This is a genomic window from Galbibacter sp. (assembly GCF_035306585.1).
GTDB lineage: Bacteria > Bacteroidota > Bacteroidia > Flavobacteriales > Flavobacteriaceae > Galbibacter.
This window is the reverse complement of the sequence record NZ_DATGNU010000010.1, coordinates 24,452-46,701: the sequence shown is the minus strand read 5'-3', so window position 1 is coordinate 46,701 and position 22,250 is coordinate 24,452. Positions and strand designations below refer to the sequence as shown.

General features: G+C 38.2%; 22 protein-coding genes. 15 read left to right on the top strand and 7 right to left on the bottom strand.

What is annotated here, in order from left to right:
• Nucleotides 1-27: 27 nt before the first annotated feature.
• A complete protein-coding gene (locus VKY50_RS01465) occupies nt 28-2,553 on the bottom strand; it encodes a PIG-L family deacetylase (protein ID WP_324298114.1) in 2,526 nt (841 codons plus the stop codon).
• 296 nt (nt 2,554-2,849) lie between these two features.
• Here VKY50_RS01465 and VKY50_RS01460 point away from each other — a divergent pair, with 296 nt between their 5' ends.
• Complete coding sequence (locus VKY50_RS01460) at nt 2,850-3,506, top strand: TrmH family RNA methyltransferase (protein ID WP_324298112.1); 657 nt, start codon at nt 2,850-2,852, stop codon at nt 3,504-3,506.
• A 6-nt stretch (nt 3,507-3,512) separates the two neighbouring features.
• Here the strand turns inward: VKY50_RS01460 and VKY50_RS01455 are convergent, their stop codons facing one another.
• From VKY50_RS01455 to rlmH, 4 genes are all read right to left on the bottom strand, one after another.
• Complete coding sequence (locus VKY50_RS01455) at nt 3,513-4,280, bottom strand: carboxypeptidase-like regulatory domain-containing protein (RefSeq protein ID WP_324298110.1); 768 nt, start codon at nt 4,278-4,280, stop codon at nt 3,513-3,515.
• A gap of 171 nt (nt 4,281-4,451) precedes the next feature.
• A complete protein-coding gene (locus VKY50_RS01450; RefSeq protein WP_324298108.1) occupies nt 4,452-6,179 on the bottom strand; it encodes a DEAD/DEAH box helicase in 1,728 nt (575 codons plus the stop codon).
• A 198-nt stretch (nt 6,180-6,377) separates the two neighbouring features.
• On the bottom strand, nt 6,378-6,947 hold the full coding sequence (locus VKY50_RS01445) for a non-canonical purine NTP diphosphatase (protein ID WP_324298106.1): 570 nt from the start codon (nt 6,945-6,947) through the stop codon (nt 6,378-6,380).
• Between the two features lie 20 nt (nt 6,948-6,967).
• A complete protein-coding gene (rlmH, locus tag VKY50_RS01440; protein WP_324298104.1) occupies nt 6,968-7,441 on the bottom strand; it encodes a 23S rRNA (pseudouridine(1915)-N(3))-methyltransferase RlmH in 474 nt (157 codons plus the stop codon).
• Between the two features lie 213 nt (nt 7,442-7,654).
• On the opposite strand from rlmH, the gene nadC reads away from it, so the two are divergent.
• The 4 genes from nadC to priA all read left to right on the top strand — a co-directional run bounded on the left by nadC (nt 7,655) and on the right by priA (nt 12,438).
• On the top strand, nt 7,655-8,512 hold the full coding sequence (gene nadC / locus VKY50_RS01435; RefSeq protein WP_324298102.1) for a carboxylating nicotinate-nucleotide diphosphorylase: 858 nt from the start codon (nt 7,655-7,657) through the stop codon (nt 8,510-8,512).
• A 1-nt stretch (nt 8,513) separates the two neighbouring features.
• Nucleotides 8,514-9,455 (top strand): YihY/virulence factor BrkB family protein, encoded by a 942-nt coding sequence (locus VKY50_RS01430; RefSeq protein ID WP_324298100.1) that lies wholly within the window; start codon nt 8,514-8,516, stop codon nt 9,453-9,455.
• A 32-nt stretch (nt 9,456-9,487) separates the two neighbouring features.
• On the top strand, nt 9,488-9,910 hold the full coding sequence (locus VKY50_RS01425) for a DUF2147 domain-containing protein (RefSeq protein ID WP_324298098.1): 423 nt from the start codon (nt 9,488-9,490) through the stop codon (nt 9,908-9,910).
• A gap of 65 nt (nt 9,911-9,975) precedes the next feature.
• Nucleotides 9,976-12,438, top strand: coding sequence for a replication restart helicase PriA (gene priA / locus VKY50_RS01420; RefSeq protein ID WP_324298096.1), 2,463 nt, complete (start codon nt 9,976-9,978; stop codon nt 12,436-12,438).
• A 12-nt stretch (nt 12,439-12,450) separates the two neighbouring features.
• Here priA and VKY50_RS01415 read toward each other — a convergent pair whose 3' ends face one another.
• Entirely contained in the window at nt 12,451-13,143 is a 693-nt protein-coding gene (locus VKY50_RS01415) for a LytR/AlgR family response regulator transcription factor (RefSeq protein WP_324298094.1), read from the bottom strand.
• Nucleotides 13,144-13,354: 211 nt separating this feature from the next.
• On the opposite strand from VKY50_RS01415, the gene rpsF reads away from it, so the two are divergent.
• The 6 genes from rpsF to VKY50_RS01385 all read left to right on the top strand — a co-directional run bounded on the left by rpsF (nt 13,355) and on the right by VKY50_RS01385 (nt 17,395).
• Nucleotides 13,355-13,693, top strand: coding sequence for a 30S ribosomal protein S6 (gene rpsF / locus VKY50_RS01410; RefSeq protein ID WP_008991038.1), 339 nt, complete (start codon nt 13,355-13,357; stop codon nt 13,691-13,693).
• Between the two features lie 5 nt (nt 13,694-13,698).
• Nucleotides 13,699-13,998, top strand: coding sequence for a 30S ribosomal protein S18 (gene rpsR / locus VKY50_RS01405; RefSeq protein ID WP_008991037.1), 300 nt, complete (start codon nt 13,699-13,701; stop codon nt 13,996-13,998).
• Nucleotides 13,999-14,011: 13 nt separating this feature from the next.
• Nucleotides 14,012-14,464, top strand: a complete 453-nt coding sequence (gene rplI, locus VKY50_RS01400; protein ID WP_324298088.1) for a 50S ribosomal protein L9 — start codon at nt 14,012-14,014, stop codon at nt 14,462-14,464.
• A gap of 98 nt (nt 14,465-14,562) precedes the next feature.
• Nucleotides 14,563-15,033, top strand: coding sequence for a DUF6495 family protein (locus VKY50_RS01395; RefSeq protein WP_324298086.1), 471 nt, complete (start codon nt 14,563-14,565; stop codon nt 15,031-15,033).
• 98 nt (nt 15,034-15,131) lie between these two features.
• Entirely contained in the window at nt 15,132-16,505 is a 1,374-nt protein-coding gene (gene hisS, locus VKY50_RS01390; protein WP_324298084.1) for a histidine--tRNA ligase, read from the top strand.
• Nucleotides 16,506-16,621: 116 nt separating this feature from the next.
• On the top strand, nt 16,622-17,395 hold the full coding sequence (locus tag VKY50_RS01385) for a PI-PLC domain-containing protein (protein WP_324298082.1): 774 nt from the start codon (nt 16,622-16,624) through the stop codon (nt 17,393-17,395).
• A gap of 681 nt (nt 17,396-18,076) precedes the next feature.
• On the opposite strand, the gene VKY50_RS01380 is transcribed toward VKY50_RS01385, so the two are convergent.
• Nucleotides 18,077-18,568, bottom strand: coding sequence for a DinB family protein (locus tag VKY50_RS01380; RefSeq protein WP_324298080.1), 492 nt, complete (start codon nt 18,566-18,568; stop codon nt 18,077-18,079).
• A gap of 323 nt (nt 18,569-18,891) precedes the next feature.
• Between VKY50_RS01380 and VKY50_RS01375 the strand changes: the two genes are divergently transcribed.
• The 4 genes from VKY50_RS01375 (at nt 18,892) to VKY50_RS01360 (ending at nt 22,248) form a co-directional block, all read left to right on the top strand.
• Nucleotides 18,892-19,848 (top strand): helix-turn-helix transcriptional regulator, encoded by a 957-nt coding sequence (locus VKY50_RS01375; protein ID WP_324298227.1) that lies wholly within the window; start codon nt 18,892-18,894, stop codon nt 19,846-19,848.
• Between the two features lie 72 nt (nt 19,849-19,920).
• Nucleotides 19,921-20,475: a glutathione peroxidase gene (locus VKY50_RS01370; protein ID WP_414652267.1), complete on the top strand. Its 555-nt coding sequence runs from the start codon at nt 19,921-19,923 to the stop codon at nt 20,473-20,475.
• A 138-nt stretch (nt 20,476-20,613) separates the two neighbouring features.
• Nucleotides 20,614-21,780 carry a molybdopterin molybdotransferase MoeA gene (locus tag VKY50_RS01365; RefSeq protein ID WP_324298078.1) on the top strand — a complete coding sequence of 389 codons (1,167 nt, stop codon included), beginning with the start codon at nt 20,614-20,616 and terminating at the stop codon, nt 21,778-21,780.
• Between the two features lie 27 nt (nt 21,781-21,807).
• Nucleotides 21,808-22,248 carry a molybdenum cofactor biosynthesis protein MoaE gene (locus VKY50_RS01360; protein WP_324298076.1) on the top strand — a complete coding sequence of 147 codons (441 nt, stop codon included), beginning with the start codon at nt 21,808-21,810 and terminating at the stop codon, nt 22,246-22,248.
• Nucleotides 22,249-22,250 lie beyond the last annotated feature (2 nt).

The window sequence follows — 22,250 nt, the reverse complement described above, 5'->3', positions numbered from 1 at the left end:
GCTTCCATTCAAATTTTTTTAGCATGATTAGTTATTTAATGCGTTGATGTTCGTTTTCTCTTCTTCTCCCAAGGAGATTATGTTGGCCAGAAGCTTGTATGCACCACTAACCCCTGCAGGGAGTTCTCTAAAGAAGCTCAGGCCTGTATAAATATAGTGACCTTTTCCATATGCAGCCACTAAAAGACTACCTTCTTTTGGACTCTCTCCTGTATCATTCATCGCTAATATGGGTTCAAATTCATTAGCCCATTTGTGGGCAAAGTACAATCCTCTTTCTTGGACCCATCCCTGAAAATCTTTGGCTGTAATTTTATTAGGACTGTTAAGTACAGGATGGTTGGGGGCAAGGAATGTTACTTTGGCGTTTTCATCCGTTACGCGCTCTCTAGAAAGCTCCAAAGGAAAAGGCGCTAAGTTCGATGGTCCTTTTCCTTGTCGATTAACAGTATTGTATTGTACAATTAAATTTCCTCCGTTTTTTACAAAATCAAATAAGAGGTGTTGTTTGAATTGTAGTGTCTTGTTAATATTATAGGCTCTAATGCCGATAATTACTGCATGGTAGTTTTTAAGTAAACTAGGTGTTATTTCTTTGGCCTCTATTAAATCGACCTTATACCCGATTTGTTCTAAGTTTTCTGGTATAGCATCCCCAGCACCCTGGATATAAGCAATGCGGCTACCTTTTATTCCGATATTGGAGCGCACTACCTTAACGCTCGGGTCTAACAAGACGCTCTGTCTTGGAATATGCTGGTAATCGATGGTGTTTAATTCTTTTGAATAGCGTTGATGGTTAATGGTCACCACGGGTGTGATCGTCGCGTTACTTTCTTTCGTAGGAGGATCAATGGTAAAGGTCACTTTTTTTACCGCTCCTTTAGTAGGAATGTGAAACTTATGCTCTCTTGGTGTTACTTTCCATCCCTTTGGTGAATCTAAGGACACTACACCATGAATGTCATTGGTGGCAGCGGTGATGGCTAAGGATAAGGGTTTTGATTCTTGATTTGCGAAAACCATTACTTTACTGGCAGCTTTAACGGTAACCTTCGGTAGGATTTCAAAGGGTTGATATGATTCACCTTCCTCTGGCTTCGCATATTTATACACCACTGCGGTCTTAAAATCAATTGGGACACCTTGGATCGTGATCGTTAAGACCACTGGTATGGCTGCAGGACTTTGCGCCTTACCCCGAAGTTTTAAGGGAGCCTTATACATTCCTAGCGTACTTGGATTTTGGAGCCAATATGGATTGGAATATTCACTGTCGTTTGGGATTTTATAAGCTATTGGAATGTTTTCTAGTTGATTGTTCTTTAGTACTTTTTCTAAGCTAATTTCAGTGTTGCTAGGTTGGATGTTAATTTTAGATACCTCCATGTTAAATGGCGATCTGTTGAGAATATTTGCCCGAATCTCAATTTTAGATCCTGGTACTGCCCGCGCAATATTGGTAGTGGTTTCAAAAAATAATCCACTGCATGCGGCTATAACGTTTCTGATTTGTTCTAGTTTGACGGCTCGCCAGTACTTATCCTCTATAGCATCAATTAGCTTATACGCTTTTAAAAGTTCTGGAATATGCGTCGAAGGATTGGTGAAGTTAAAATCCTTCTCAATGGGTAAAAGAATTTTTGCAATTTCTTCGCCTGCTTTGATTCTAGTCCAGCTGGTATTGATGCCGTCGAAAATTTGGTCACCACCTAATTCACCTTTTAAAAGTTCGAGGTAGTCACGATGTGTTCCTCTTGAGGTAAGGGTACCGAATCCTTGACTTAAATGTTGGCTCCTAGCTACAGAGGCAATTTCATTGTTACTTTTTCCTAAGTTAGGGTAGAAGGTCCCTACATCTACCGAAATCATATTAGATTTGTCGGCCTTTAGAAACTCCTCTTCACTACCATAAAACCACCATGAGGTGTTGAAAAATAACTTTTTTGGCTGCCATAAGTCGGTATGTTTAAGCTGTTCTGAAAAGGCACTTTTATCATTAGCTTTATCAAAGGCTTCCATACTTAACATGGCGGATGAAGTATGGTGACCATGGGTAGATCCTGGGCTTCTATGATCAAATCGATTTATGATGACATCTGGTTTGAAATTTCTAATTACCCAAACCACATCAGATAATACCTCTTCTTTATTCCAAATCTGAAGGGTTTCATCGGGATGTTTTGAATAGCCAAAATCGTTGGCACGAGTGAAAAATTGTTTGCCACCATCGATGGATCGAGCGGCCAAGAGTTCCTCGGTTCGCAGCACCCCTAGAAGTTCTCTAAGCTCTGGTCCAATGAGGTTTTGTCCCCCATCACCTCTTGTAATGGATAAATAGGCGGTGCGTGCTTTAACGCCATTGGATAAATAGGAGATTAGCTGGGTGTTTTCATCATCAGGATGAGCCGCTATATAAAGTGCAGTGCCTAAAAAATTAAGTTTCTGTACTGCCTGATAAATTTCAGAGGAAGTGTAGGTTTTTGGTTCTTGGCCATGTGTGAGAAGTGTACATAAAAATCCAATAATAAAAATGGATACTCTTGAATACATGCTTTTGTTTTTAGGTGACCTTTCAAATATAGAAAGAATAGTTTTTTGTTAATACCTTTTAACTAAAAGTTATTAATGGTATTTATTTTGCCACAATATTCAGACCAAATTCACCATTTCGGGAATCTTTGGATCCTAATACAAGGAATCTAGCTAGACTGCCTACTTTTTAAAATGATATAATTTGTTGTATTTTAGTTTTTTCAACATCTGTAGTAGCCAAAGCAAAAATCGGGTAGTCTACTTGTCTAAGCAGTTAATTACGTAAACAAATCTGATTAAATCTTACTTTTTCAATGTCATTAATTGATTATTTAAATGGATTTATTACCAGCGATCGAAGAGCGCGTATTGAGCAGGTGCTCCATAGGCGTACCAATCATATTGCGGTTTGCATAGAGGATGTATACCAGTTGCACAATACAAGTGCGGTACTTCGTAGTTGTGATGTTTTTGGTATTCAGCAGCTTTATGTGATCGAGGAACAATTTGGCAAAAGGTTGGACAAAAATATTGCCATGGGATCCGAGAAGTGGGTGGATGTTCATCGTTTTGATACTGCAAGGCGATGTATTGACCAACTTAAATCAGATGGCTATCGGATCATTGCCACTACACCAGTTCAATCGAGCACCCCCTTAGAAGAATTTGATATTAGTCAGAAGTCTGTGATATGCTTTGGTACTGAGAAATCTGGACTATCTCCTGTAATCATGGAACAAGCTGATGGCTATATCCACATTCCCATGGAGGGCTTTGCTGAGAGTTTAAATATCTCCGTGTCTGCGGCAATTATCCTTTACCAGTTGCGAAGACGATTAAATCAATCTGAAATTCCTTGGCAGTTAAATAAAAAGGAGTTCGAAGCCAAACGCCTTAATTGGACCATGAAATCCATTAGGAGTATAGATGATATTATCAAACGCTATAACCAGGAAAACAAGACCTTGTAGATGGGCTTATTTGTTTCTGTTTAATACTTTGTATTCTTCGTAACAATTGCTAATGGCATCGAGGATCTGTAAATCATTAGCTGTTTCGATAAAGCTGTCTGAGTAATTGCAGTTTCTCAAAATTTCTTCGATATCTACTTTATCTACTTGTAAGAGCGCCATCAGGGTTTCACGATCAAATTTTGAGGACAGTAAACTGCGGATTTTATCATCTTCTTGCATCTTGCGCAATTTGCGCATTTGCTTTGGTTTTTTGCCAAAGAGGTTGTGCAGAAAATCAGCAGGGTTAAATATGGATCCTAAAATATTTGAAAAGGCATTTGGATTTCCGCTACCGGCCTCATAACCTATGCTCAATCCTGAAATACTATAACGTGCAGATTGATTAATAGGAATATTTTTTGAATCGATGTCCAGGTAGCCAGTGAGTTGATAGGGGCGTACTACTACTTCTTCCAAAGCAAACGCCAATTCTGTCAAGCCTATCTTAGTGTTTTGATATTTTATCATGTCATTGGAGACTCTTACCTTAACAGCTTTAAAACCGATATACGATAAATATAAAGTGTCATTTACACGAGCGCTAATGTTGAATTGTCCATTTTCATCCGTAATGGTCCCTATGACTTGATTGAGGTTTAATACGTGTACATTCCCCATAACAGATTCATCTGAGGTGTTAAAAACGACCCCTTGGAGCTCTCCGGTGGTGTCATCTTGTGAAAATCCGATACCATTGGTTAAGAGAATCAGTAAACATATAAATTTTTTCATCAAATCAAACATACTAAAAAAGTATTCCTGCGCCTAAACATAGTGTGGTATTTAATAGTTGGTTTCTCTGTTCTTTAGGTTTAGACAAAATTAGCAATAAATAGTGGGGCTAAAAATAGCAAACTAAAGCAAAAAATGCGCCTATAAGACGCATTTTTAATTTATTATTAACTAAAACCTCTTTTTAGGTTTTCCTTTCCCTCTATGACTTTTAGATTTGAAGTTTCGATCTTTACCCTTGTTGAAGTCTCGTCCTCCTTTTCGAGACCTTTTGCCAGAACGATCATTACGATTTCTGTTCTCATGAGCGTTCTTAGAGACTTCCACATTAATAAAGCGACCGTCAAGTTTAAATTCTGAAAATGTCGCTAATACGTTTTCTGTATGCGTAGCATCGGTGTTGAAGAATGAGAAACTCTCTTTAACATCTACCTTAAAGACATCATCCTTTCCTAATCCTAACTGTTCCTTAAGGAAGTCCTTTAATATCATCCAATCGTATCCGTCTCTTGAACCAACGTTTATAAAATAACGCACTTTGCCTTCTGAGGAGAAGTCCTCACTGCGTCCGTTATTGGATACATTGATATCCCCTGCTTTTTTATAATATTCCGCAAAACGTCCGAATTCAACAGAAACCATTTTTTTGATGAGTTCCTCACGGTCAATACCCTCTAAAACATCTTCAATAGCTGGAAGATAGGCCTCAACCTCTTTGTTTACCTCCGTATTTTTAATCTTGCTAGCCAAGTGATATAATTGTATCTCACAGATCTCATCTGCAGATGGAATCTTTTTAGCATCAAACTTTTGTTTGATAATACGTTCTATAGCACTGATCTTGCGAAGTTCACTTTTGGTAATGATTACCATGGAAATTCCCGACTTGCCAGCACGACCTGTACGACCACTTCTGTGTGTGTATGTTTCAATTTCGTCTGGTAACTGATAGTTGATCACATGGGTGATGTCATCCACGTCGATTCCACGAGCCGCAACATCTGTTGCAACTAACATTTGTATTTGTTTGTTACGGAAAGATTTCATGACCATATCACGCTGATTTTGACTTAAATCTCCGTGTAATGCCCCGGCGTTGTAACCGTCTTCTATAAGTTTCTCAGCTACCTTTTGGGTATCTCTTTTGGTTCTACAGAAAACTACCGAAAAAATGTCTGGGTTTGTGTCCGCTAATCTCTTTAAGGCTAAGTAACGGTCTCTTCCACCAACAACGTAGTACTCATGTTGTACGTTTTCAGAGGCGGAGTTCTTCGTACCTACCGTAATTTCATATGGTTGGTTCATGAACTTCTTAGCGATGTTTGAAACCTCCTTTGGCATAGTAGCCGAAAATAACCAAGTGCTTTTTTCTTTGGGTGTATGGGACAAAATATCTTTTATGTCTTCATAGAACCCCATGTTCAACATCTCGTCAGCCTCGTCTAAAACACAGTACTGTATTTTAGAAATGTCTACCATTTTTCTGCTGATCATATCCTTCATTCGTCCAGGGGTAGCCACCACAATTTGCGATCCTCTTTTGACCTGACTTGCTTGTTCTGTAATACTCGCACCACCATAGATGGCAGTGACATTTAACCAAGGGTAGTATTTAGAATATTGTTTTAATTCATGAGCGATTTGTAAACAAAGCTCGCGTGTGGGCGATAGTATTAGCCCTTGTGTAGTTTTGCTTTTTGTGTCGATCTTTTGAATCATAGGAAAGCCGAAAGCAGCCGTTTTTCCCGTTCCTGTTTGTGCCAAGGCCACGATGTCTGTTTCTTGGCTTAATAGGACCGGAATAGCTTTTTCCTGTACCTCAGACGGCGACTCAAAGCCCATATCGTGAATGGCTTTTAATAGCTGTTCGTTCAGTCCTAATTGTTCAAATTTATTCATATATGTATTTAAAATAAGGGGGCAAAGGTAAACTTAATTATTGGATTGTTAGGTATTTATAGTTATAAATATTTCGATAAATTACAGTAGATATCAATTTGTAATTATCTGGTAATTAATTAACTGTGTTTAGGTAGCTGTAACGAAGGTGTAAAAGTCGATTGTAAGTCGCTTGATTTAAGGATGATTTTAGGCAAATTACTTTAGGAAGTTAACCAGTTTTTCAAAGGCACGTCCTCTGTGACTAATACTGTTTTTTTCTTCTTTACTTAGGGCTGCAAAAGTGCGATTGTGATCATCTGCAACAAAAATAGGATCGTACCCAAAACCACCTTCTCCAGAGGGTATTTCAGCGATTTTACCATTTACAATGCCTTCGAATTGATAGGTTTTTCCTTCGATTATAAGGGCAATTACTGTTTTAAAACGAGCCTTTCTATTGGTTTTGTCCTTAAGTGCTTCTAAAAGCTTTGCTATATTTTTCTGGGCATTATTCTCTGGGCCAGCGTAACGTGCCGAGTAAACACCAGGTGCATTATCTAAGGCCTGGACCTCTAGACCAGTATCATCCGAAAAACAATCTAGCTGGTAGTGATCCCAAATATATTTCGCTTTTATCAGAGCGTTCTGTTCAATGGTTTCTCCCCATTCTTCGATGGGTTCATCGCAACCAATATCAGATAGGCTAACAAGCTCAATATGAGTAGGAAGTAAGGCTTTTATTTCAGCTAACTTATGGAGATTGTGCGTGGCAAATACTAATTTCATAATTATCTTTTATTGACCCTTTAGCGATGATGGTAAGGTTCATTTCTTAATATGGTAAATCCTCTGTAGAGTTGTTCTATAAAAAACAATCGGATCATTTGATGGGAAAAAGTCATCATGGATAAAGAGATCTTCCCTTGTGATTTTTGGTAAACTTCTTCCGAAAATCCGTATGGACCTCCAATGACATATACCAGTTGCTTGATGCTACTATTCATTCGCTTTTGAAGTTGGGCAGCAAAATCAACTGAAGAAAATTGCTTACCTTTTTCATCTAGGAGAATTAAAGTATCCCCAGGGGTGACTTTGGATAATATTTGAGCGCCTTCCTTTGTCTTTTGCTTAGACTCTGAAAGGTTCTTTGTTTGTTTGATGTCTGGAATGATTTCTATACTGAAATTCACATAATGCGATAAACGTTTGGTATATTGTGCAATGAGTTCAGTAAGGTGTGAATCATCTGTTTTCCCAACTACGATGAGTTTAATATTCATGGGGTAAATGTAGGAAACTCCTAGTAAAATATTGTAATGATCTTATTTAAAATTGCCTTTTTTTGCTGCGGTATCTGTTTTAAAATCCACGGTAAGAGTAGTAGCTTTAAGGGAAAAAATAATGTTCAGTCTTTTAATTTTACGGGTAAAGTGTTTGTGATTTGTGATCATTCCCCCCTAATATTTTTTTAACTTAGCGAAAAAATTAGTACCATGATATCAAAACTTCAATTTGAGAATGAATTGGATTTAATTATAGCCAATGCTGTGCGAGAGGATGTAGGGGATGGGGATCATAGTTCTCTGGCTTGTATACCATCAAGTGCACAAGGGAAGGCAAAGTTATTGGTAAAGGACACTGGTGTTTTAGCAGGGGTAGCCTTTGCAAAAAGGGTTTTTACCTATGTGGATCCCGATTTAAAAATGGAGATTTTACTAGAAGATGGGGCAAAGGTCAACCATGAAGATATTGCTTTTTATGTGGAAGGGGCATCGCAGTCAATTTTAAAAGCAGAGCGATTGGTGCTTAATGCAATGCAACGTATGAGTGCTATAGCTACTAAAACCGCCAAATATGTAAAACTGCTAGAGGGCACAGGCACAAAGATACTGGATACCCGTAAAACGACCCCAGGGATACGGGCACTGGAGAAATGGGCTGTTAAAATTGGAGGAGGAGAGAATCATCGGTTCGCACTTTATGATATGATCATGTTGAAAGATAATCATATTGATTTTGCAGGGGGCATACCCCAGGCTATTCAAAAGACAAAGGATTATTTAAAAACAACGAAGAAGGATCTAAAAATTATCGTTGAGGCTAGAGACTTAAATGAAGTACAAACGATCCTAGATTGTGGTGGGGTTCATAGAATTTTATTAGATAATTTTAATTACCAAGAGAGTAAAAGAGCGGTGGCTCTTATTGGTGATCAATGTCAAACGGAGTCCTCTGGTGGGATAGACGAATCAACCATTCGTCTCTATGCTGAATGTGGAGTTGATTATATTTCTTCTGGAGCCCTTACCCACTCCGTATCGAATTTGGACCTTAGTCTAAAAGCCCTCTAGTATGTCCATAGAAATTGAAGAACGCTTAGATAAAATTCCTATAGTAGGCTACTTAGTAGGTTTACTGAAAAAAATTCGGCTGCCTGGCTTTGAAGGTTTGTCTATATATGACTTGACCGAAATGTACTTCATTGGCGTTATCAAAGGAGCACTTACGGATAGGGCTAGTGCTATTGCCTACAGTTTTTTCCTGGCGCTTTTTCCTTTTCTACTTTTCATATTGAACTTGATTCCCTACGTACCCATGGAAGGGTTTCAAGAAAATTTTATCGTATTTATCGAGAGTTTACTTCCACCACAAACAGTAGGGTTCTTCGATACTATTATTGAAGATATTGGGAAAAATCAGCGAGGAGGGTTATTATCTTCTGCATTTTTACTCTCCATCTTCACCATGGCCAATGGGATCAATGCCATTTTTGGAGGATTTGAAAATTCTTATCACTCCGTCAATACGCGCAATATGGTACGGCAATATTTAGTGGCTGTGGGAGTGGCTATGTTAATGGCCCTAGTACTGTTGAGTTCTGTGGTTGGTTTTGTAGTTTATGAAATTTACGTGGGACATATCGTGACCGATTTGGTGACAAGTGCCTCTAATGGGCCCGTGGGTTCGGGTGAAACGCTTGGGGTGAAACTCGGACGTTTTTTCTTTTTTGTGGTCATTATATTTTTCACCACAGCCATGTTGTATTATTTTGGTACCTCTGAAGGGAAACAAACAAAGTTTTTTTCTCCAGGAGCTGTCATGTCCACGATCCTTATTATTATGACTACTTATTTTTTTGGAATTTACATTGAGAATTTTTCCAAGTATAATGAGTTGTATGGTTCCATTGGTGCTTTACTGATTCTTATGCTGTACATCTGGTTGAATTCAAATATAGTATTGCTTGGTTTTGAGCTCAATGCATCATTAAGAAGTTTGCGTAGAAATTTCTAACTTTAAATTAGATATATTAAAAACCTAAAATTATGAAAGCACTATTGTATTTTATACTAGTTCTGTTTATCGGTGGGGTACAAGCACAATCAGTTACTGGTCTGTGGAAAACAATTGATGATGATACAGGAGCTGAAAAATCTATTGTTGAGATCTATAAGCAGGATGGGAGAATCTACGGAAAAGTCAAAGAAATTTTAAATAAAGATAGAACGGACGTGGTTTGTGATCGCTGTGAAGGCGAGAGAAGAGGGCAGCCAGTTCAAGGGATGGTTATCATTGAGGATATGGAAAAAGATGGGGATAAGTACAGTGGTGGGACCATACTAGATCCCGAGAATGGTAAGCAATACAAATGTAAGCTTTGGGTGGATGAGGATAATCCCAATATCTTAAACGTTCGTGGTTATATTGCCTTTTTATATCGTACACAGTATTGGAAAAGGGTGGAATAAACATCTTAATATTTAAACCAGGTGCAAGACCGTAATCACTTTCTCTTAATATACCATACAATTAAATGCATTTTATCGATGTCATATTACCGATTCCGCTGACCAAGACTTTTGTGTATCAGGTTAGTGAGCGGGAGGCTGCCTTTTTGGAAAGGGGGATGCGCGTGGCTGTGCCCTTTGGGAAATCGAAAATTTACACTGCTTTAGTGTATGCGATTCATCAAAATGCCCCTACGGCCTATAAGGCAAAAGAAATCGATCAGATCTTGGATCGTTTTCCAGTGGTTTGTGAGCGTCAAATACAATTTTGGGAGTGGATTGCTTCCTATTATATGTGTAGTCTGGGAGAGGTGTTTAGAGCGGCCATTCCAGCTGCCTTACTTTTGGAGAGTGAAACCATTATTCTTCCAAATAAAAAATTTCAATGGCAAGGAGAGGAGTTCTTTAGCGATCAAGAGTCTTTGGTTTATGAAGCGCTGCAATTTCAATCCTCTTTAAAGATACAAGAAGTCAGTGATATCATTGATCGAAAAAACGTACTTCCTATTTTAAAGTCCTTGATAGATAAGAAGGTTATTCATCTCAAGGAGGAGGTTTATCAGACCTACAAGCCTAAACTTATCAAGTATGTGAAAATGCACCAGGATTACGGCTCTGATGAAGCGCTAAGTGAATTAATGCAAACACTCTCTAGGGCTAAAAAGCAGCGTGAAGTGATCCTTAAACTCTTTTCCATGGAAGCTGTAACACAAAAGCCTATTACGATCAAAGAATTGGAGGCCGAAAGTAAGGTCTCTTCTGCAGTGGTAAAGTCCCTTGTCGATAAAGGAATATTGGAGGTGTATTATTTACAAACGGATCGTGTTCGGTACGATGGAAAGGAGACTCTTGAGAGTAAAACCTTAAATGAATACCAGTCTAAGGCTCTTTCCCAGATTAAAGATCAGTTTCTTAGAAAAGATGTTGTTCTTTTACATGGGGTGACCTCTTCGGGAAAGACTGAAGTCTATGTCAAATTAATTGAGCAGGCCATTGAGAAAGGCCAGCAGGTACTTTATTTGCTTCCTGAGATTGCACTTACCACTCAGCTTATTAAAAGGCTTCAGCAGTATTTTGGGGAAAAGGTAAGTGTTTATCATTCCAAGTATTCCAACAATGAACGTGTGGAGGTTTGGAATCATATCTTAAAGTCAGATAGCAAAGCTCAAATTGTTCTCGGAGCGCGTTCTGCTGTATTATTGCCTTTTAGTAATCTTGGGCTCATCGTAGTGGATGAGGAGCATGAACAGTCTTTTAAACAATTTGATCCTGCCCCACGTTACCACGCTAGAGATGCAGCGGTGGTTCTCGGGAAATTACATCAAGCCAAGGTCCTCCTGGGTACGGCAACACCGAGTGTTGAATCTTATTATAATGCCCAAAGGGATAAATATGGGCTGGTGGAGATTAATAGACGACACGCTGGGGTTTTAATGCCTGATATGGAATTAACCGATATAAAAGAAAAGCATCGAAAAAAGCGTATGAAAGGGCATTTCTCTGATCGATTGATCGAAGCTATATCGGATGCTTTAGAGCTGGGAGAGCAGGTAATACTTTTTCAAAATCGAAGGGGATATGCACCAATTTTAGAATGTCAGGTATGTGGGAACTCGCCGCAGTGTCCAAATTGTGATGTGAGTTTGACCTATCACCATTATCGGGATCAATTGCGTTGTCATTATTGTGGTCATGCTATGGCTATGCAACAGAGTTGTATTGCCTGTGGTAGTAGTGAGTTAGATACCAAGGGGTTTGGTACGGAGCAGATTGCCCATGAGTTAGCAGACCTCTTTCCTAAAGCAAAAGTTGGTCGTATGGACTCCGATACAACTCGTGGAAAATATAGCTATGAAAAACTACTGCGCTCTTTTGAACAATTGGAAATTGATATTTTGGTGGGCACGCAGATGCTCACCAAGGGATTGGATTTTAGAAAGGTGAGTTTAGTAGGGGTGATGAATGCCGATAATTTGTTGAACTTTCCTGATTTTAGAGCCCATGAACGTAGTTTTCAGTTGATACAACAGGTCTCTGGAAGGGCAGGGCGTACTCAAAAAAGGGGGAAGGTGATTGTTCAGACCTATAACCCGTATCATCAGATTCTTCAGCAAGCCTCTATGAATGATTATAAAGGCATGTATACCGATCAAATTAATGAGCGATATCAATTTAAATACCCCCCTTTTATCAGGCTCATAAAGATTGTATTTCGTCACAGAGAGTTTAGTAAAGTAAATGAGTCCAGTGATTGGTTTGCACAATCGTTAAAAACGGTCTTTAACGGCAGTGGAACGGAGATTTTAGGTCCTGTTTTCCCGGCAATTGCTCGAATTCGAAATGAGTATCACAAACATATTATCATAAAGCTGCCAAGGCATCAGTCTTTGTCTAAAAGTAAGCGCGCCATATTAAAAATAGATAAAAGTTTTCAGGCCATAGCAGCTTATAGAAGCGTAAGGATTGTTTATAATGTGGACGCCCAGTAATGTGCCAGTATACTATGAATTGCTAAGGGCCTCAGATAGGTCTTGTTTCTTATTTCGGCTAAGTGGGATTAGCTTACCATTAACTTCAACATTCTTACTGTTGAACTTTTGAACCTTATCCAGGTTTACGATATAGGATTTGTGAATTCGTAAGAATCGCTCTGGTGGAAGTTCGTTTTCAAATGCCTTCATGGTAGATAGAATGACAATATTGGCGTCCTCAGTGACCAGTTTGATGTAATCTCCAAGGGCTTCTACCCAATTTATTTGATTTAAAAAGACTTTTCGCTTTTTTAGGTTACTTTTCACGAAAATGTGATCATCATCTTCTTTGGAGGCAACTTTGAGCTTGAAATTTTCCTGTGCTCTCTTAATGGAAGCCTCGAAGCGCTCCTGAGTGATGGGTTTGTGCAGATAATCTGTAACATCGTAGTCAAATGCTTTTAAGGCATATTGTGCGCTACCTGTGATGAGAATGACTTGTGGTGGTTCACTAAGGGCTTCTAAAAGGTCAAAGCCGTTTACCACGGGCATCTCAATATCAAGGAAAATTAAATCTATAGCCTGTTTCTTTAGACCGTTCTTTGCCTCAATGGCATTACTGTATTCAGCTACCAAATTCAGCATCGGATGATTTTTGATCAACCTAGCCACAGACATCCGCTGGATACTTGAGTCATCTACTATGATACAATTCATTTTCATATTCTAAAAAGGTGATCGATTGGTTTTTAACGTGTACAATTTTAATCAAAATACCTCACTGAAGCAAAGAATTGATGCAAAATGGGGAAATATGTTGGCGAAAAGGGTATTTTTCACCTAAGTTTATCGAAATCTTCAAGCTTCACTTTGTAAATATAATAATTAATTCTACTTTTGCAGCCTTAAAAATAATAATAATTTATTCAATATTATGAATCAATATGAAACTGTTTTCATTTTAAATCCCGTTTTATCTGATACACAGATAAAGGAAACAGTTAAGAAGTTTGAGAATTTCTTAACCTCAAAAGGGGCAGAGTTTGTAGCTAAAGAGGATTGGGGCCTTAAAAAATTGGCGTACCCTATCCAAAACAAAAAAAGTGGTTTTTATCACCTTTTTGAATTTAAAGTTGCTGGAGAAGCAATTGAGCCATTCGAATTGGAATTTAGACGTGATGAGCGTGTAATGCGTTATTTAACTGTTAAGTTGGATAAACATGCAATTGCTTGGGCAGAAAAAAGAAGAAAAAAACTTAACGAAAAAGCTTAATTATCATGGCAACATCTATAGAGCAACAAGCAAAAGGTAAAAAAGATGGAGAGATCAGATATCTAACTCCACTGAATATAGAGACTAACAAAACAAAGAAATACTGTCGTTTTAAAAAATCAGGTATTAAATATATCGATTATAAGGATCCAGATTTCTTATTGAAGTTAGTAAATGAGCAAGGTAAGATTCTTCCAAGAAGACTAACTGGAACTTCATTGAAATATCAAAGAAAAGTGTCTGTAGCAATCAAAAGATCGCGTCACTTAGCACTTATGCCATACGTAGCAGATTTATTAAAATAAAAGGAAGGTAACCATGGAATTAATATTAAAGAACGACGTCGAAAACTTAGGTTTTAAAGATGATGTGGTAACCGTTAAAAATGGTTACGGCAGAAATTATTTGATCCCTCAAGGATACGCTATTCTAGCTACCACTTCTGCTAAAAAAGTATTGGCTGAGAATTTAAAGCAAAGAGCCTTTAAAGAGAAGAGAATTGTTGACGATGCGCAAAAAATTGCTGATCAACTTAAAGGTCTTGAGATTAAAATTACAGCTAAATCTGGTGCTGGAAACAAACTTTTCGGTTCTGTAACTAACGCTGATCTTGCTGAAGCAATTCAAAAAGAATCAAAAGTAGCTATCGAGAAGAAATTTATTAGCATCTTAGGAGGTAACATCAAAGTTGCTGGTCCTTACGAAGCTACTATTAGACTTCACAGAGAAGTAGTTGTTAACTTCCCATTTGAAGTAATAGCTGAGGCTTAATTAGAAGAAATTATTTCATCATACGAGGAGGTTGTTAAAAAATTTATTTTTTTGCAACCTCTTTTCGATTTTTGTACACAGATAAATACGGAGTAGAAGTGAAGTACAGAAGATTAACAAAAGAGCAGTTAGTGGAAATGCACCAAGAGTTCATCAACTTTTTGGCTACCCAATCTATTACTGCACAGGAATGGAAAAGCATTAAAGAAAACAAACCAGAGGTTGCTGAAGAAGAAATAGACATCTTTAGTGATTTAGTCTGGGAAGGGGTGCTATCTAAAATAGAGTATCTTGAAAACATATCAGCGACACAGATGCATTTGTTTCATCTTACCGATAAGCGAATGAATCTTATTGCTGTTCGAGTAGGTCAACCTGGGATTGATTTGAGGACCAAACATGGATTTGCTTGGTTCAAACAAAACTATATGGGTGACAATGTTGAAATCATGACGGCAACCAAGGCTTATTCCGATGATAAGCTGATGGATCGTTTTGAACTGATCGAAAAAGGCGCGATAATTACCAAGGGAGAGTTATTCCGTTACTTTGATGATATTATCGAATAAGGCGTAGTATAACTCGTAGAATGCAAGTATTGTATTGATCACTGCCCAATAAAGAACAAAGGCATAACTTAGTGTAAATCTCCAAACACATAACAATAATGGCACAAAAACCAAGCATAGCAAAAGGAACTAGAGACTTTGGACCAGAAGAGGTCAGTAAGCGAAACTATATTATCAGTACTATAAAAGGACATTTTGAAACCTTTGGGTTTATGCCTATTGAAACCCCTAGCTTTGAAAATTCAGAGACTTTGATGGGGAAATATGGAGATGAAGGAGATCGCTTAATTTTTAAAATTCTAAACTCTGGTGATTATTTAGCTAAGGTAGGTGATGAGTTGTATCAGAAGAAAGAAGCTGCCGCCTTGACCTCTAAGATTTCAGAAAAAGCATTACGCTATGATTTAACGGTGCCTTTTGCACGTTACGTGGTGATGCACCAAAATGAGATTGATCTTCCTTTCAAGCGCTATCAAATACAGCCAGTTTGGAGAGCTGACCGTCCACAAAAGGGTCGTTTTAGAGAGTTCTTTCAATGTGATGCTGACGTGGTTGGTTCAACCTCATTGTGGCAAGAAGTAGAGTTTGTTCAGCTTTATGATACTGTGTTTGCTAGTTTAGGTGTTGATGGAGTAACGATTAAGCTAAATAACCGGAAAATTCTTTCTGGTATTGCTGAGGTGATTGGTGCCAAAGACAAGCTGATTGATTTTACAGTTGCTTTGGATAAATTGGATAAGATTGGTGAAGATGGTGTGAAGAAAGAAATGCTTGAGAAGGGGATTACAGCATCTGCGATTGAAAAGGTACAGCCTTTGTTTGATTTTAAAGGGAGTAATACCTCTAAATTAGAAAGTCTTCAATCCATGTTAGCCACTTCTGAAGAAGGACTTAAAGGTGTTGAAGAGCTTAGTTTTATCCTATCAGCTACAGAGGCTTTAGGTCTTAAGAAGGCGAATTTAGATTTGGATGTAACCTTAGCTAGAGGACTTAACTATTATACAGGCGCTATCATAGAGGTTGCCGCACCGCAAAGCGTTAAGATTGGTTCTATCGGTGGTGGTGGACGTTATGATGATTTGACTGGTATTTTTGGACTTAAAGATGTGAGTGGTGTTGGTATTTCTTTTGGTCTGGATCGCATATATCTAGTGCTAGAAGAGCTTGGTTTGTTCCCGCCATCAGTGACTACACCAAGTGAGGTTCTATTCTTGAACTTTGGTCAAAATGAAGCTTTATATGGTCTTAAGGGTGTTAAAGCTTTAAGAGAAAATGGAGTTAAATCTGAATTATACCCAGATGATGCCAAGATGAAAAAGCAAATGAATTACGCAAACAAAAGGGGGATCCCTTTTGTAGTTCTAGCTGGAGAATCTGAGATGGAGCAAGGTACATATACCTTGAAAGATATGGCGTCAGGGACCCAAGATAAACTTAATCTAACGGATTTAATAGAAAAGCTAAAGCGCTAATTGCTTTAGGAGCATCTGATTTTGTAAATCCTTTACAATCTATTGATTCTTTTTTAATCTTTGGAGTAAGGATATCTTGTATATTTTATCGATTTTTGTTTTGTTAGGGAAGTAAAATGAAAAGTAGCCGAATTATATATTTTTGTTTTCTTTTGTTTTCTGTTGGAATCTTTGCACAAGAATTTCAACAGGCAAGAGTTCATTCCCATAATGATTACAGGCAAGAGAGTCCGTTTTGGAATGCCTATACTAGCGGTGCGCACAGCATAGAGACTGATGTGTATTTACGGCAAGGCGTCTTGTATGTAACCCATTCTAAAAGTGAAATTATACTAGAGCATACTTTAGAAGAATTATATTTGAAGCCTCTTAAAGAGGAATACGGGACTACAAAGAAGGTTCAAGATCCTGGGAAAAATAGAGGGTTACAGATTTTAATTGATATAAAGGCTGAGGCAGAAACTAGCCTAAATGTCTTGGTGAATTTATTAGGGCATTACCCTGAACTTATAAATCATCCTAAGCTTCGTTTTGTAATCTCGGGAAATCGTCCCGACCCAGAAAAATATAGTACGTATCCAGATTTTATTTGGTTCGATCACCAGGATTTATCTCCTATTTCAGAACAGGCCATGAACAAAGTAGCTCTAGTGAGTATGAGTTTTAGGCAATTTTCTAGCTGGGATGGTAACGGAGGGATGACTTCGGATGAGATAGCTGCAATAAAGCATGCCATAGCGATAGCTCAGAGTCATCATAAGCCATTTCGTTTTTGGGCTACTCCTGATCATGAGTCTGCATGGGAGACCTTTGCAGGTCTAGGTGTAAGCTTTATTAATACCGATCAGCCTTATCCGTGTGTGGAATTCATTTCTAGTCTATATGATTAATTAGGAGAAAAACGCCATAGTATCCAGTATTACTAACTAGCGAGGAGATCAAAAGATCGTTAGGAAAGCTGCGGCTATCAATAAAGATAGTATTCTGAAAGCAATTCACAGCTGTCCAAAATATTTCTAAATCCCTAGTAAAGATGCTAAAACACTCCAAATAATAGAATGTACGTACTAGTAACTTCATCATTTAATTTTGAAACTAGGCATTTGGTATGGCAGTTTCGTGAATCAATATTTTTGGATACATATTACTGATCAATAGATCTAGAGGTGAAGTGATAGGATATCAGGATCTGAGGCCAAATTGTTCATGCTGTTCTATGGGTGTTAAAGGATGGTTGGATTGAAAATATTTCAATATTCAGAACTAAACAATCTGACCCTGACCCTGAAGTCTTACTGGTTAGATTTTAATGGTTGGTTATTGATCGATGTTAGAAATTATTTCCATTATAATTCTTTACATAGAAAGCCATTTACTTCAAGAGCTTTAGCAAATTTAATTGCAGATGGTTCTCTGGTTTCAATCCGGAGGATCTTATCACAATCCTCCAAATCAAAATTCCACCGTTCGTTTTTTTTAGCCAAATGATTTAAATCACGTTTTAACCTTTTGACTTGTGATTGATTGATGACGTTTGTCTTAAAGATATATACGGGCATAGATGATGTCAATTAACGCTCCCAAAAAAATGGCGGTTCGATATTAAGACTTCTTAAGTACACATAGCCTTGTCCTCTATGGTGGATTTCATTGTCCATAAAATAAAATATAGTGGAGATCACCGTACCTTCGAATTGACCAAATGCTTTAATTTTTCGGTGGAAGTCCTCTAACTTGATTTTTGGGAAGTTTTCATTTAGGTATGCTGTGGTCTCATCCCAGGCTTTTAAATAATTCTCTTTTTTGTTTTGAAGCTCATCCTCCTCGAATTTCACGGTTTTCCCTTCGACAATTTCTTTAATCCCAGGCCCAGCAATAGCTAACATTTCTTGAATTAACTTGGCGTAGGTTCTCATGCCACCTATGGTGTGGGTGAAGAATTCTTTTTCAGGAAACGCCACGATGGTTCTACGGGTTAAATCGCGATGTGCTTGCCAGTGTTTTAATAATTCATCAGGGGTGATTACTGTGGCTAATTGCGTTTGTGTTTTTGAATTTTCCATAATAAATAGATTTGTGTGATTTTGATTTCTTTTTCAAAAGTAGAACGGGTGTATGACAAGGGTGTGTCAGTAGTAAAAAAAATAATTTAAAAAAATGTAAATGATGATGACATTAGGCTGTCACAAGGTGGTGTTTTCTTTGCGAAGGATTTAAAATCAAATCGTTATGGGAATATTAGTGTCAACAGTAAAACAATCAACAGCCACCTCACCCTTGAGGGCTTCTCTGGAATTTAATTCAATACATAATATTGAAACTCATGTCTTTTGAAGAGCGATACTTTCAATGGATGTTTTATCTTTGGGCTATCAGCCAATCAGTTATGAGTGATGAAACCGTTAAACGCTTCGATAGAATCGTATCCATACATATTCAATTGCAGTCCAAAAAAATTGTTCGCGCCCAAGATCTAGCAGATCGTTTTCAAGTGAGTTTAAGGACAATTTATAGGGATATCCGTACCCTAGAATCTTCAGGGGTTCCCATTGTCAGTGAGCCTGGCGTGGGCTATAGTATTATGGAAGGTTATCGACTGCCACCAGTAATGTTTACCAGGGAAGAAGCGGGTAGTTTTGTGGCGGCCGAGAAACTCATGGATCAATTTACCGATGATACTCTTGGGGCTTATTTTAAATCAGCGATGTATAAGATTAAATCAGTGCTCCGAGGTGGGGAACGTGACTGGATAGATGCCATTGAATCTAAAGTTAGTATCAATCAAACTAGGGATTTGTTTAACAAGGATATTCCTGACGCGCTGGAGATCATCTTTGAGAGTATAGCAGAAAACACACAATTGTTTCTAATCTATCAGTCCCTTGAGGCGGACAATCCTAGCGAGAGAAACATCGAACCTGTAGGTCTTTTCCATGAGCACAATTATTGGTATTTAATGGCTTATTGCCATCTTCGAAAGAATTATAGGCAATTTAGAACAGACCGAATGAGGCTCATTAAAAGAACAACGACACCCTTTTTATACCAGCATGGATCTATTGAGGATTACAGGTTGGAACGGCCTGAAAAGGAGAAAACTAAAATTGTAATTCTTGTAGACAAACGAGTGGCGCGTTATATGAAAAGCAATGCGAATTACCATGGCCTGTTACAAGAGGCTCCAAAAGGGGACAAAGTAGAGATGACCTTTATGACTTCTAATATAGAAAACGATTTTGCTCGTTGGTATTTAATGTTCGCGGAGTACGCAACTATTGTAGAACCTGAATCTTTGAGAGAAAGAGTACGGGAGATCTTATCTAATGTAAGCTCGAGATTGTAGTGCTGAAATTTGGGAGGAATTAAAGATCATTTTTCTGTAAAGTTTTGTACCTTGTTTTTAAATAATAAACCTGTGAGAAATATAATCCTCTTGTGCTTATTGTGGTGTTCTACCGTAGTGAGTGCTCAAAATGAAAAAGAAATGAACGACACTTCAATCTATCAATTTACCGTTAAAGATATCAATGGCGATGACTTTGCTTTAAGTGACTTAGAAGGTAAAAAGGTCATGATTGTAAATACCGCAAGTAAATGTGGATTAACACCGCAGTATGAACAATTGGAGAGTTTGTACAATACCTATAAAAATCAAAACTTCATCATTGTTGGGTTTCCTGCTAATAATTTTGGGAATCAAGAACCTGGAAGCAATGAGGAAATTGCAGAATTCTGCCAAGCCAACTATGGTGTTAGTTTTCCAATGATGAGTAAGATTTCAGTGAAAGGCGATGATATGGATCCGCTTTATGAGTTTTTAACCCAGAAAGGAAAAAATGGCGTTGAAGATTCTGAGGTGGCATGGAACTTTCAGAAATATTTAATCGATGAAAATGGACAACTCTCCCAAGTGATTCCACCTACTACTTTGCCAACTGACCAGAGCGTTATAGACTGGATAGAACAGTAGACAAACTGTGATCCTAGTTGCAGTTTAATCCCAATAAAAATCACAAAAGTTAGGGCGGGTTACTGGTGAATATCTTTATGTAAATTAGCTAAAGATCACTGAAGTATTCCTTAAATTTGTTTGTCTAAATCGAATCACATGATTGCTGTTACGCAGGCGTTATCCCTTATCGAGAAGCATGTTAAATCCAATAATTTTTGTGAGTTAAGCATCACAGAGGCTTTAGGTTATGTCCTAGCCCAGGATGTGATTTGTGAACTAGATTTACCTCCTTTTCGACAATCCGCCATGGATGGATTTGCGGTTCGCGTATGGGAGGCCAATACATACAGCATTACGGGTGAAATTCAAGCTGGAGCAAGTCAGCAGATTCCACTGCAAAAAGGAGAAGCAGTCCGAATCTATACAGGTGCACGAGTTCCCGAGGATGCCGATAAGGTGATTATGAAGGAACATGTGGAGGATTTAAAGACGCATATACAGGTAGTTAAATTCCAAGAGAAGACCAATATCAAGGCGCAAGGAGAACAAGTCAAGCGTGGTGATGTTGTACTGTCAAAAGGAGCGGTGCTCAATACCGCTGCTCTTTCCTTTTTGGCCGGCTTGGGAATCGCAAGAATAAAAGTATATAAAAAACCAAGTGTTGGGGTTCTGATCAGCGGAAATGAGCTGCTGCAGCCTGGAGAACCTTGGGAGCAAGCAAAAACCTATGATAGTAATTCGTTCATGCTACAATTCTTGCTTAAGCGGATGGGAGTAGAACAAATCGTATTGCACTATGTAAAGGATGATCGCCAAGCGACTATTGCTGCAGTTCGAAATCTACTTAAAGATCAAGATTTCATCATAGCTACTGGCGGAATATCCGTTGGGGATTACGACTTAATGCGAACAGCATTTGAGGCTAACGCTGTAAAAGAACATTTTTATAAAATCAATCAAAGACCTGGCAAACCAATTTATTTTGGTTCTAAAGGTGATAAGGTGGTATTTGGGCTTCCTGGAAACCCAGCGGCCTGTTTTATTAACTTCCAGGTTTATGTTGTGCCTGCGCTTGGGCGAATGTTCGGAGAAACCTCTTTGGGTTTCAAAAAGGGGGTTTGTGACCAACAGATTGTAAACACCTCAAATAAAGCGTTGTTTTTAAGGGGAGTATGCACTAACGGGCATCTAGAAGTGTTTGAAAATCAAAGTTCCTCTTTACTTCAGAGTTTAATCAATGCCAATGTGCTTTTATACATACCAGAAGAGGTTCAAGGTATTGAAATTGGAGATGAGGTTCACTATTTGGATATAGTTCAGTAATTTTACGAAAAGCAAAAAAAGACCAGTATGGAACGGAAGAAGAAAAATGTATTTATACAAGGGGCAATCCAACCAGAGTTTATTGCAGCATCGATTGCTAAACATCAATCCAAACACAGTATCGGAGCACACAATATCTTTTTAGGTCAAATCAGGGCGGATCAGAAAGACGACAAAACTGTTGCGGCGATTGAATACACGACCTATGAGTCGATGGCTGATGAAAAGTTTCACGAAATTCGAGAGGATGCCTTTGCAAAATATGACCTTAGCTGTATGCATATTTACCACAGTTTAGGTAGGGTAGAAGTGGGAGAGATCTGCTTTTTTGTTTTTGTTTCTTCTCCACATCGAACAGGGGTATATCAGGCTACAGAAGAAATCGTTAACCGCATCAAATCTGAAGTCCCAATTTTTGGCAAAGAGCTATTTGAGGATCAAACCCATCAGTGGAAGGTCAATAACTAATA